Origin of the sequence: Kitasatospora sp. NPDC056327 (assembly GCF_042261735.1) — a bacterium.
Taxonomy (GTDB): domain Bacteria; phylum Actinomycetota; class Actinomycetes; order Streptomycetales; family Streptomycetaceae; genus Kitasatospora.
Genome location: NZ_JBHJRC010000098.1, coordinates 16038 through 27021 on the forward strand (window position 1 = coordinate 16038; position 10984 = coordinate 27021).

A 10984-nucleotide genomic window follows, 5' to 3' on the forward strand; every position below is an offset into this window, starting at 1 on the left:
GGGGCCCGCGGGGGCGGCACCCGCGGGCCGGGCGCCGTTCCCGGGGGCATAGGCTGGCGGCGCGATGAGACGTAGGAGCGCGGTGCCGGCCTCCCCCCTGCCGCAGCGGTCGGGGGTGGATCCGGTGCACCTGCGGCTGCCCGTGACCGGGGGGCCGTGGGAGACGGTGCGGGCGTACCTGCTGGAGCGGCTGCCGGAGCCGGCGGCGGCGCGGCTGGACGGGCTGCTGCGCGAGGGCGGGGTGGTCGGGGAGGACGGACGGGCCGTCGGGCCGGCGGAGCCGTTCCGGCCGGGGGCGCACCTGTGGTTCTACCGGGAGCTGCCCCCCGAGGTGCCGGTCCCGTTCGAGCCGGTCGTGCTGTACCGGGACGAGCACCTGCTGGTCGTCGACAAGCCGCACTTCCTGGCCACCACGCCGCGCGGCCGGCACGTCGTGGAGACGGCGCTCTCCCGGCTGCGGCACTCCCTCGGGCTGCCCGCGCTGAGTCCGGCGCACCGGCTGGACCGGCTGACGGCGGGGCTGGCGATGTTCGTGGTGCGGCCGGAGGACCGGGGTGCCTACCAGTCGCTGTTCCGGGACCGGCTGGTCCGCAAGGAGTACCTGGCGGTGGCGGCCGACGACCCGGCGGTGGAGCTGCCGCGGACGGTGCGCAGCCACATCGTGAAGGAGCGCGGCCGGATCGCCGCGTACGAGGCGGACGCGCCGCCGAACAGCGAGAGCCGAATCGAGCTGCTGGAGCGGCGCGACGGCCTGGGCCGGTACCTGCTGCGGCCGTCGACCGGGCGCACCCACCAGCTGCGGCTGCACATGAGCGGTCTGGGCCTGCCGATCCTGGGGGACCCGGTGTACCCGGTGGTGCTGCCCGAGGCGGCTCCGGACGACTTCCGCCGGCCACTCCAGCTGCTCGCCTCCGCCGTCGAGTTCACCGACCCGCTGACCGGCCGGCCGCACCGTTTCGAGAGCCGCCGCACCCTCGCGGCGTGGACGGACCACGAGGCCTGGTCCGGTCACCGGCCCGCCGGCGACCACGCCGCCGGCGATCACGGCCGCGCCGACGACCACGCCGCCGACCCGGACCACCGCCCCGGCGGCGGCCCGTGGGAGCCGTCCTAGTCCTGCCGGCCCGGCTGTCCCGGCGGCAGTTCCAGCTCGAACCAGACCACCTTGCCCTCGGACGTCCGCCGGCTGCCCCAGCGGTGCGCCAGCTCGTTGACGAGGTGGATGCCGCGCCCGCCCTCGTCCTCCTCGTGGGCGCGCCGCATGCGGGGCGAGGCGGTGTCCCGGTCGGCCACCTCCACGGTGAGCGCGCGGTTGCGGAACAGCCGCAGCCTGGTGGGGGATCCGGCGTGCACCAGGGCGTTGGTGATGAGTTCGCTGGTGAGCAGTTCGGCCCAGTCGGCGAGCGCGGCCAGCCCCCACCCGGTGAGGGTCTCGCGGGTGAAGCGGCGGGAGTGGGCGACCATCGCGTGGTCGTCGCCGAGCGGGAGGGTGGCGATCCGGTCCGGACCGACCGGCCGGGCCTGCGCCATGATGACGGCGATGTCGTCCTCGCTGGTGCGGCCGGTGAGCCGGGCGAGCACGGCGTCGCAGGCCTGCTCCAGCGAGCCCCGGCGGCCGGCGACGGTGCGGCGGAGCAGGTCCAGCCCCTCGTCGAGGTCGCGGCCGCGCCGCTCGACCAGGCCGTCGGTGTAGACGGTCAGGACGCCGTCCTCGGGCAGGGTGAACTCGACGCTCTCGAACGGTACTCCGCCGACGCCGAGCGGTGCGCCGGGGGGCAGTTCGACCAGCCGGGCGCCGCCCCCGGCATCGGCCACCACCGGTGGCAGGTGGCCGGCGCAGGCGGCGGTGCAGAGCCGGTCCACGGGGTCGTACACCACGCAGACGCAGGTGGCGAACTGTCCCTCGCCGAGCGCCGTGGTGGCCTCGTCCAGCCGTTGCAGGACCCGGTCGGGCGCCAGTTCGAGGGTGATCAGCGTCCGGGCCACCGTCCGGAGCTGGCCCATGGTGGCGGCGGCCCGGATGCCGTGGCCCATGACGTCGCCGACGACCAGGGCGACCCGGCCGGAGGAGAGCGGCACGACGTCGAACCAGTCGCCGCCGACCTCGCTGGTGACGCTGCTCGGCAGGTAGCGGTAGGCGATCTCCAGGCCCGGCGTGTGGTGGATCTCCTGCGGCAGCAGGCTGCGCTGAAGGGTGAGGGCGGTCTCCCGCTCGCGCCGGTAGAGCCGTCCGTTGTCGATCGCCAGCGCGGTGCGGGCGGCCAGCTCCTCCGCCAGCGCTCGGTCCGCCGGGCCGAACGGCAGCGCGTTGCGGGAGCGGACGAACTCCGCGCCGCCGAGCACCAGTCCGCGGGCCAGCAGCGGCACCATCAGGTAGGAGTGGACCCCGGCGTCCAGGCTCGGCTGCACCCGCTCCGGCGAGGCGACGATCCGGCGCAGCGCCGCCTCGTCGACCTCCGAGACCAGGATCGAGCGGCCGGTGCGCAGGCTCTCCGCGTATAGCTGCGCGGACTGCGAGGTCTCGCCCACCGCGTCGGCCGCCGCCGCCATGTAGCCCTGCTCGTCGACCTCGCCGACCGCCACCGCCCGCATCAGCACCGCGCCGTCGGGCGGCACCGGCGCCGGCTCCTCGCCGCCGAGCACCGCCTCCCGCAGGTCGACGGTGACGAAGTCGGCGAAGCGGGGGATCACCACCTCGATCAGCTCCTGGGCGGTGCGGTAGAGATCGAGGGTGGTGCCGATCCGGTTGGAGGCCTCGTTGAGCAGCGACAGCCGCTGCTGCGCGGCCCACGCCTCGTCGAGCGCCCGCTGCCGGGCCGCCGCCGCGTCCCGCTCCCGGGTGAACAGCAGCGCGTTGTCGACCGACACGGCGGCCCGAAGCGCCAGCTCCTGGGCGAGCGCCAGGTCGTCGTCCTCGTAGGGGCGTTCCACCACCGTGCGGTAGAACGCGGCCACGCCGACCGGCGAGCCGCGCGCGATCAGCGGCACCACCATGAACGAGCGGACGTTCTGCTCGTGCACCGCGGCCGCCCGCACCGGATCGTCCCGGAACCAGGCCATCCCGGCGGCGTCCATCCGCGGCACCAGCACCGGCTTGCGGTGGGTGAGCGCCCAGGCGTAGGGGGAGGACGCCGCGAAGCGGTGCACGCCGCCGGTCCGGTCGATCGGGCGCAGGGTGGAGCGGTGCGCGGAGTGGAAGGCCATCCGCCGCAGCAGCGCCGAGCCGTCGGCGGACCGCCGGGCCTCGCGCTCGCCGCGCACCAGGTCGTCCAGCACCTCGACGACCACGGTGTCGGCCAGCCGCGGCGCCGCCACCTCGGCCAGCTCCTGCGCGGTCCGGGTGAGGTCCAGGGTGGTGCCGATCCGGGTGGAGGCGGCGTTCACCAGCGCGAGCCGCTCCTGGGCGGCCCTCGCCTCGCGCAGCGCCTGCTGCCGGGCGAGCACGGTCCGGTGCTGGCGCAGGTAGAGCCGGGCGTTGTCGAGGGCCACGGCGGCCCGGGAGGCCAGCTCGTCGCCGAGCGTGATGTCCGCCTCGGCGAAGGACTCCCGCTCGCCGCGCCGGGAGTAGACGATCATGCCGAGGGTGGTGCCGCGGGCCACCAGCGGGGTGATCCGCACCGAGCGCGGACGGTCACCGATGTAGGCCTGCCGGCGGCTCTCGGTGATCGCCTCGCTCAGCGGCGGCAGTTCCCAGGACGGCACCACCACCGTCCGCCCGGTGGCCAGCGCCCGGGCGTAGGGGGAGTCCGGTGCCACCTCGTAGACGGTGTCCACGGGCAGCGCGTCCGCCGGGTAGAGCGGGTCGGCGGTGGCCAGCGCCAGCCGGCGCACCCGCTGCGGGGCGCCCGGGTCCAGCGGTTCGACGGTGCGGCCGGCGACCAGCGCCTCCAGGGCGAACACGCCGCTGATGTCCGCCACCTTCGGCACCATGGCGTCGGCCAGCTCCCGGGCGGTCTGCCGCAGGTCCAGGGTGGTGCCGATCGAGGCGGTGGCCTCGACGAGCAGGGCGAGCCGCTCCTGGGCGCGGGCGGCGCGGGCGTCGGCCCGGAAGCGCTCGGTGATGTCGACGACCGTCGAACTCACCCCGAGCACCCGGCCGGCCTGGTCCTCCAGCCGGAAGTAGGAGGCCGACCACGCGTGGTCGTGGGCCGGGTCGCCCGGGGTGCGCCCGTGCGAGCGGGTGTCCACCACCGGCTCGCCGGTCTCCAGCACCCTGCGCATCACGGCCTCGCTCTCCGCGCCGTTGATGCCGGGCAGCAGGTCGGTCAGCCGGTGCCCCAGGTGCCGCTCCACCGGCAGGCCGTTGATGCCGGCCAGCGCGTCGTTCAGGCGCAGGAAGGCCAGCCGGGTGTCGAACACGGCCATGCCGACCGGGGCCTGGGTGAAGAAGCCGTCCAGCACCGCGAGGTCCGCCTGGACCCGGCGCAGCGACGTCACGTCCGACGCCACCGCCAGCACCAGCGGCCGGCCGCCCGGCCCGGCGATCGGATGGGTGCGGAACTCCAGCTCGACGTCGTGCCCGTCGCGGTGGCGCACCGGGAAGACACCGGACCAGCCGCGGCCGTCGAGGATCCCCCGGAACAGTTCCAGCACCTCGGGGCGGTGGCGGTCGGAGGCCAGCAACTGGGCGGCCCGTGCGCCGACCGCCTCCTCCGCGGAGTAGCCGAGCAGTGCCTCGGCGTCGCTGCTCCAGTGCAGGATCCGGCCGTCGGACTCGATCAGGGCGGTCGCGATCGGCACCATCAGCAGGCCCTCCGCAGGGTCGGGGCGACCGGGCCCGTCGGACTCGCGCCGCGCGCGCCCGGGCCCGTCGGCCTCGCGCTCACGCCGCTCGTTCACCATGCTCGGTCACCATGGCCGGAACCGCCCGGAGATCGTCGCCACCAGCCCTGCCATCTTCCCACGGGCCCCGCCGTCACCGCGCGGTGCGGCGGACGGGGCCGTACGGCGGCGGGCGGCCCGCACCGGGGTCCCGGTGCGGGGGCCGCCGGGATCCCGCACCGCTACCGCCGTGCGGTGCCCGGCCGGCCGGTCTGGAGGGAGCGCAGCAGCTGGACGCCCGTGCTGTCGACGGAGCGCCGGGTGTTGGCCAGCACGATCACCCCGACCTGCTTCTCCGGGTCGAAGGCGACGAAGGAACGGAAGCCGCCCGTCCCGCCGTTGTGCCAGATCTGCAGGTGGCCGCCCTGGCGGGCGTGCAGCCGGTGGCCGAGCCAGCCGAGGTGCATCCAGGCGAAGGGGTTGACCCGGTGCCGCACCTCGCGGGTCAGCGCGATCGCGGGCCCCAGCGGCGAGCCGTGACCGGGTCCGCCGCCGACGCCGCCGCTTTCCTCGGTGCTTCCCTCGGCGCTTCCGTCACCGCCCGTCCGGTCACCGTCGGATGCGCGGCCGTCACCGTCCGCCGCCAGCTGGGCGCGGAGGAACACGGCGAGGTCGGCGGCGGTGGACTTGAGCGCTCCCGCGCCCGCGAGGTCGGCGAGGTTCCAGCCCGGTACGGGGCGCCCGCCGGAGGTGTGGCCGGGGGCGAGCCGGGCCGTCTGTTCCGCGTCGGGCACGAGCACCGTGTCGGCCATGCCGAGCGGTCCGCAGATCTCCCGCCGCACCAGTTCGCCGTAGCCGGTGCCGGTCCGGTGCGCGAGCGCGAGGCCGAGCAGGCCGGCGCCGAGGTTGGAGTAGCGGAACCCGCGTCCGGGCGCGGTGCGCAGCCTGGTGCGTCCCAGGTCGGTGAGCAGCCGTTCGGCGGTGCAGTGCGCGTAGGGGTCGGGCTTGTTGGGGTTGAGCAGGGAGGACAGCACCATGCCGGCGGGCAGCCGGGGCAGGCCGGAGGAGTGGGTCGCCAGGTGCCGCAGGGTGAGCGGCTCCGGGCCCTTGGCAGGGACGCCGCTCCCGGCCGGCAGCAGGCCGGCCAGGACGTCCGCGAGCGGCTCGTCCAGGGTGACGGTGCCGGCCAGGGTCAGCCGGGCGAGCGCCAGCGAGGTGAAGACCTTGGTCACCGAGCCGATCTCGAAGAGCGTGTCCGGCCCGGGGCGCCCGCCGGCCCGGCCGGGACCGGTGCGGCCGGCACCGCGGATCTCCACCTCGTCGTGGGCGAGAGCGGCGACCACCGCGCCGACCTGTTGGCCGGCGAGGCGGTCGGCGGTCTGCTGGACGAGGCTGCCAAGATCGTTCATGGCCCCGAGCCTAGGAGCGGCGGGCGGGCGGTGGCGTCCACCCCGGCGACGATTTCGCCGCCGCACCGCTCGTCCCCCGGAGGTACGGGGACGAGCGGTGCGGCGGGTACCGCCGGGCGGACCGGTGCGGCGCGGGTGTCAGCAGCTCAGGTTGTTGCCCGGCACGGTGCCGATGAGCTGGGTGAACCGCTGGTAGGCGTTGATCCGGCTCTGCACCTGCGCGGGGTTGCCGCCGTTGCACTCCAGCGAGCCGTTGATGCTGCGGATCGTCTCGCCGAAGCCGTAGCCGTTGACGATCGCGTTGTGCGGGGTCATGGTGCCCGGACCGTTCTGGGTGTTCCAGTACCAGAGCGCGGTCTTCCAGGCGACGGCCGGGTCGGTCTGCACCAGGTTGGGGTTGCGGAGCAGGTCGATGCCGAGGGCGTCGCCGGCCGCCTTGTAGTTGTAGTTCCAGCTCAGCTGGATCGGGCCGCGGCCGTAGTAGGCGGCCTGGCCGGCCGGGCAGCCGTAGGACTTGGAACTGTCGCAGTAGTGGGGGTAGTTGGCGGTGTTCTGCTCGACCACGTAGACCAGCGCGCCGGTCTCGTGGTTGACGTTGGCGAGGAAGGCCGCGGCCTCCTGCCGGCGCGTCGTGTCGGTGCCGGTGGCGGCGAACGCGGGGTAGGCGCTCAGCGCGTCGAGCAGGCCCTGGTAGGTGTAGAACGGGTTCCGGTTCGGGAACATCTGGTTGAACTGGGCCTGGCTGACCGGGAATCCGCCCGGGTTGGCGGTGGTGGTCGGGGTCGGCGTGACGGTCGGGGTGACCGTCGGGGTCGGCGTGGTGGTCGGGCCGGTGCCGCAGGTGCCCTGGTCGGACCAGACACCCGAACCGCCGGTGCTCGGCGGCTCGTTCTGGGTCCACCACTTGGCGAGCCAGTTGTGACCGTTGTAGGAGACGCTCGCGCCGCCGGTGTAGACGGCCGAGGAGCTCCAGGGCGAGGCGCAGACGGCGGCACTGGCGTTGGCCGCGGGCAGCAGCAGGACCACCGCCAGCGCCGTGGCGACGGCGGAGAGCAGTGCGAGCAGGCGTTTCGTGGACACTTGATCACCCCTTGTGCGGTGGGGGCCGCACGGTCGTGGAGGTAGGGACGTCGGGGCAGGGGAGCCGGGCCCCGCGGTGTGGGGGCCCGTCGCGGGGGACGGGCCGACCGGGGTGCGGGCCGGTGCGGGGCTGACCCAGACTCAAGCGGAGTGGTCTATACCTGTCAAGGGGTGCCGGGCAAAAGATGCACCGGGCGGGCCCGGCCGCCCTGCCCGGCGGCCGGTGCGGCGCCACGCCGCCGGTGCCCGCGCTGTCATGGTCAGGTCTCTCCATCTGGAAGGATGGCCGGGTGGACGAGACCCCCGACCCCGTGGTCCGGTCCGGCCCGGGTGCGCCGATCAGGTCGGGCATTCCGGAGCACGGCCGGGTGCCCAAGTACTACGCCGTCAAGGGCCAGTTGGAGGAGCTGCTCGACGAGCTCGGCGAGGGCGGCGTGCTGCCGACCGAGCGCGAACTCGCGGCCCGCTTCGAGGTGGCCCGCGAGACGCTGCGCCAGGCCCTGCGCGAACTGCTGATCCAGGGCCGGCTCCGGCGCCGCGGCCGCAGCACGGTGGTGGCCGGGCCCAAGCTGGAGCAGCCGCTCTCGCTCGCCAGCTACACCGAGGGCGTGCGCCGCCAGGGCAGGGTGCCCGGCCGCACCCTGATCGGTCTGGAACGGCTGGACGCCGGAATCCAGTTGGCGGGCCAGCTGCGGATCGGCTCCGGTGAGCCGGTCTGGCACCTGGAGCGGGTGCTGCTCGCGGACGGCGAGCGGGTCGGGCTGGAGAGCACCTACCTCGCCTGCGGCCGGGTTCCGGCGCTGGACGAGGAGTTCGACCCCGGCTCCTCGCTGTACGCCTTCCTCGCCGAGAAGGCGGGCATCACCTTCGGCGCCGCCGACGAGCGGATCGAGACCGTGCTGGCGACCCCGCGCGAGGCCCTGCTGATCGGCACCCCGCCGGCGCTGCCCATGCTGCTGCTGCACCGGCTGACCCGGGACACCGCGGACCGCCCGGTGGAGCGGGTCCGCTCGCTCTACCGGGGCGACCGCTTCAGCTTCACCACCCGCCTCGAAGCGGACTGATCCCGCCGTTCCCGCACCCGCGTCACCCCACTGTTGTCACGAAAAGGTAACGGGTCTGGACCGAATTCGGGCGTTGTTCACACCCGGGCCGGACGCCGGGCCACCCCCGGTCACCCGCCGCTCCGACCGTTGTCACCGCTCCGCTCCGCCCCGTGCCATGACGCCGCATCAGGAGGACGACGTGACCCCGCAGACCCCAGCCGCCCCCGGCCTCTCCCGCCGAGGCCTGCTCCTCGGCACCGCCGCCGCACTCGCCGCCGGCCCGCTCGCCGCCGGCGCCGCCCGTGCGGCCACCGCCACGGCCCCCGCCACGGCCGCGACCGCCACCGCCCAGGCCCCCGCCGCCGCGACCGCCGGAGCCACCCCCAAGGTCCTGCTCATCGGCCTCGACGGCACCATGCTCACCCGCGTCAAGGAGGCCGGCGCCCCGAACCTCACCGCCCTGATGGCCGGCGGCCTCACCGCCGCGAGCAGCCTCTACGCCAACCCGATGGCCGGCACCATGTCCGGCCCCGGCTGGTCCACCGTCGCCACCGGCGTCTGGCCCGACAAGCACAACGTCCGCGACAACAACTTCACCGCGCCCGCCTTCGCCGCCTACCCGGACTTCCTGACCCGCGCCGAGACCGCCGCCCCCGCGCTCACCACCTGCGTGATCGCCTCCTGGGCGCCGATCGCCGACGCCATCTGCTCCTCCCGGGTCGACACCCGGATCGCCACCCCGGCCGCCGAGTACGACAACGGCACCACCGCCCGCGCGGTCGCCCGGCTGCGCGACGGCAACCCCGACGTGCTCTTCGTCCACCTCGACAACGTCGACAACGCCGGCCACAGCAGCGGGTCCGCCTCCCAGGCCTACCTGGCGGCCATCCGCGGCGTGGACGCCCAGGTCGGCCAGATCCTCACCGCCCTGCGCGGGCGCGCCGGCTACGGCCAGGAGGACTGGCTGGTGATGGTCACCGCCGACCACGGCCACACCCCCACCGGCGGCCACGGCGGCTCCACCTGGGAGGAGCGGCAGACCTTCGTGATCGCCACCGGGTCCGCGTTCCCGGCCGGCTCGGTCCGCCACGACGTGCGCATGGTGGACATCGCGCCCACCGCCCTCGCCCACCTCGGCATCGCCGTCGACCCGGCCTGGAACCTCGACGGCGTCCCGATCCCGGCCCTCGTCCCCGACGAGTTCGACGCGCTGCGCCCGCAGCTCACCGGCCGGGTCGACGAGACCGGCATCGCCGCCGGCGTCCTCGGCTTCACCCACACCCCGCCGGCCGGCTGGTCGGTCGACAACTCCGCGATGGGCACCGGCGGCGTCACCGAGTGGCGCGGCTGGTCGTTCACCACCGACGAGTTCTGGACCAGGGCCCAGCGCGACCAGAACCGCGAGCTCAACGTCCGCTCCCGCGGCGTCTTCGCCGTCGCCGACTCCGACGAGTGGGCCGACAAGACCTTCAAGGGGAACTACGACTCCACCCTGGTCAGCCCCGAGTACCCGGTCGCCGGCCGCGGCACCGTCCCGGTCGCCTTCACCACCTTCTACCGGCCGGAGGGTGCGCAGAGCGCCAGGGTGCTCGCGGTCTGGGACGGCGGCGCGCCCGTCGAGGTGAAGAGCTTCACCACCGACACCAACGGGCGCCAGCGGCTCGACCTGGCCGTCCCGGCGGGCGCGAGCCGGCTGCGGCTGCGCTTCCGCTACACCGGCAGCAACAACTGGTACTGGGTCGTCGACAACGTCCGGGTCGGCTGACGCCCGGCGCGGTGACCGGGCCGGGTACCGTCGCCCGGCCGGTCACCGCGCCCGCCCGTCCGCCCGTCCGGCCTGCCGCCGGTCCGGTGCGCCGGCCGCGTCGGCCCGTCGTGTCGGCCCGTCGTGTCGGTCCGCCGCGTCAGCCCGGCCCGGCGAGCGCGGCCCGCAGCCGGTCGGCGACCAGCGCCGCGGCCGCCTCGTCGGGGTACGCCCGGCGCGGCCAGAAGAAGCCGCGCAGCCCGTCCTTCGGGTTGCGCGGCACCACGTGGACGTGGAGGTGCGGCACCGACTGGCTGATCCGGTTGTTCGCCGCGACGAAGCTGCCCGCCGCGCCCAGCGCCGGCTCCACCGCCGCCGCCACCCGCCGCACCCGCAGGAAGAACGGGCCCACCGCCTCCGCCGGCAGGTCCGCCAGGGTGCGGTGGTGGGCGCGCGGCACGACCAGCACATGGCCCGGGAACAGCGGCCGGCGGTCCAGGAACGCCACCGCCGCCTCGTCGTCCAGCACCCGGTGCGCGGGCTCCGTGCCCGCCACCACCGCACAGAAGACGCAGTCCATCCGCCCATTCAACCGCCGCACCGCGCAACCGGCATCCGCTCGCGGCGGGGCCGGGCCCCGGTCACCCGGGCGGACCCCGAGCGGGTGCGGGCCGGGGCCGGCGGGGCGCACCGTGCAGGTGGGGCGCGCGGCGCGTCCCGTCGACGAGGAGGTGGCCCGGATGGCGGGCAAGTTCGAGGTGTACGAGGACGCCGGGGGCAAGTACCGGTTCCGGCTCAAGGCGGGCAACGGCGAGATCGTCGCCACCGGCCAGGGATACGCGAGCAAGGACGCCGCCCACAAGGGCGTCGAGGCCGTCCGGCGGGCCGCGGACGGCGCGAGCGTGATCGACGTCAAGTCCAAGGCCGCGGCCTGACCGCGGCGC

Annotated in this window: 8 protein-coding genes; 4 read left to right on the top strand and 4 right to left on the bottom strand. The window is 75.4% G+C overall.

Annotated features, from left to right (window positions below):
• The first annotated feature begins 64 nt into the window (after positions 1-64).
• Positions 65-1114 carry a pseudouridine synthase gene (locus ACFCX4_RS16715; protein WP_376143000.1) on the top strand — a complete coding sequence of 350 codons (1050 nt, stop codon included), beginning with the start codon at positions 65-67 and terminating at the stop codon, positions 1112-1114.
• On the opposite strand, the gene ACFCX4_RS16720 is transcribed toward ACFCX4_RS16715, so the two are convergent.
• The 3 genes from ACFCX4_RS16720 to ACFCX4_RS16730 form a co-directional block, all read right to left on the bottom strand.
• Entirely contained in the window at positions 1111-4842 is a 3732-nt protein-coding gene (locus ACFCX4_RS16720) for a SpoIIE family protein phosphatase (RefSeq protein WP_376143002.1), read from the bottom strand. The genes ACFCX4_RS16715 and ACFCX4_RS16720 overlap by 4 nt on opposite strands.
• A 161-nt stretch (positions 4843-5003) precedes the next feature.
• On the bottom strand, positions 5004-6170 hold the full coding sequence (locus tag ACFCX4_RS16725; protein ID WP_376143004.1) for a serine hydrolase domain-containing protein: 1167 nt from the start codon (positions 6168-6170) through the stop codon (positions 5004-5006).
• Between the two features lie 138 nt (positions 6171-6308).
• Positions 6309-7250 (bottom strand): glycoside hydrolase family 19 protein, encoded by a 942-nt coding sequence (locus ACFCX4_RS16730; RefSeq protein ID WP_376143006.1) that lies wholly within the window; start codon positions 7248-7250, stop codon positions 6309-6311.
• A gap of 290 nt (positions 7251-7540) precedes the next feature.
• On the opposite strand from ACFCX4_RS16730, the gene ACFCX4_RS16735 reads away from it, so the two are divergent.
• Both ACFCX4_RS16735 and ACFCX4_RS16740 read left to right on the top strand, forming a co-directional pair.
• A complete protein-coding gene (locus ACFCX4_RS16735; RefSeq protein ID WP_376143008.1) occupies positions 7541-8314 on the top strand; it encodes a GntR family transcriptional regulator in 774 nt (257 codons plus the stop codon).
• A gap of 157 nt (positions 8315-8471) precedes the next feature.
• Positions 8472-10061, top strand: a complete 1590-nt coding sequence (locus tag ACFCX4_RS16740; protein ID WP_376143010.1) for an alkaline phosphatase family protein — start codon at positions 8472-8474, stop codon at positions 10059-10061.
• Positions 10062-10200: 139 nt separating this feature from the next.
• Here ACFCX4_RS16740 and ACFCX4_RS16745 read toward each other — a convergent pair whose 3' ends face one another.
• On the bottom strand, positions 10201-10620 hold the full coding sequence (locus ACFCX4_RS16745; RefSeq protein WP_376143012.1) for an HIT family protein: 420 nt from the start codon (positions 10618-10620) through the stop codon (positions 10201-10203).
• Positions 10621-10780: 160 nt separating this feature from the next.
• Between ACFCX4_RS16745 and ACFCX4_RS16750 the strand changes: the two genes are divergently transcribed.
• Positions 10781-10975: a YegP family protein gene (locus ACFCX4_RS16750; protein ID WP_376143014.1), complete on the top strand. Its 195-nt coding sequence runs from the start codon at positions 10781-10783 to the stop codon at positions 10973-10975.
• The last annotated feature ends 9 nt before the right edge of the window (positions 10976-10984 follow it).

Bases quoted from the DNA above. Each gene is read 5' to 3' on its own strand.
- ACFCX4_RS16715 (WP_376143000.1), top strand. From the start codon at position 65: ATGAGACGTAGGAGCGCGGTGCCGGCCTCCCCCCTGCCGCAGCGGTCG.
- ACFCX4_RS16720 (WP_376143002.1), bottom strand. From the start codon at position 4,842: ATGGTGAACGAGCGGCGTGAGCGCGAGGCCGACGGGCCCGGGCGCGCG.
- ACFCX4_RS16725 (WP_376143004.1), bottom strand. From the start codon at position 6,170: ATGAACGATCTTGGCAGCCTCGTCCAGCAGACCGCCGACCGCCTCGCC.
- ACFCX4_RS16740 (WP_376143010.1), top strand. From the start codon at position 8,472: ATGACGCCGCATCAGGAGGACGACGTGACCCCGCAGACCCCAGCCGCC.
- ACFCX4_RS16745 (WP_376143012.1), bottom strand. From the start codon at position 10,620: ATGGACTGCGTCTTCTGTGCGGTGGTGGCGGGCACGGAGCCCGCGCAC.
- ACFCX4_RS16750 (WP_376143014.1), top strand. From the start codon at position 10,781: ATGGCGGGCAAGTTCGAGGTGTACGAGGACGCCGGGGGCAAGTACCGG.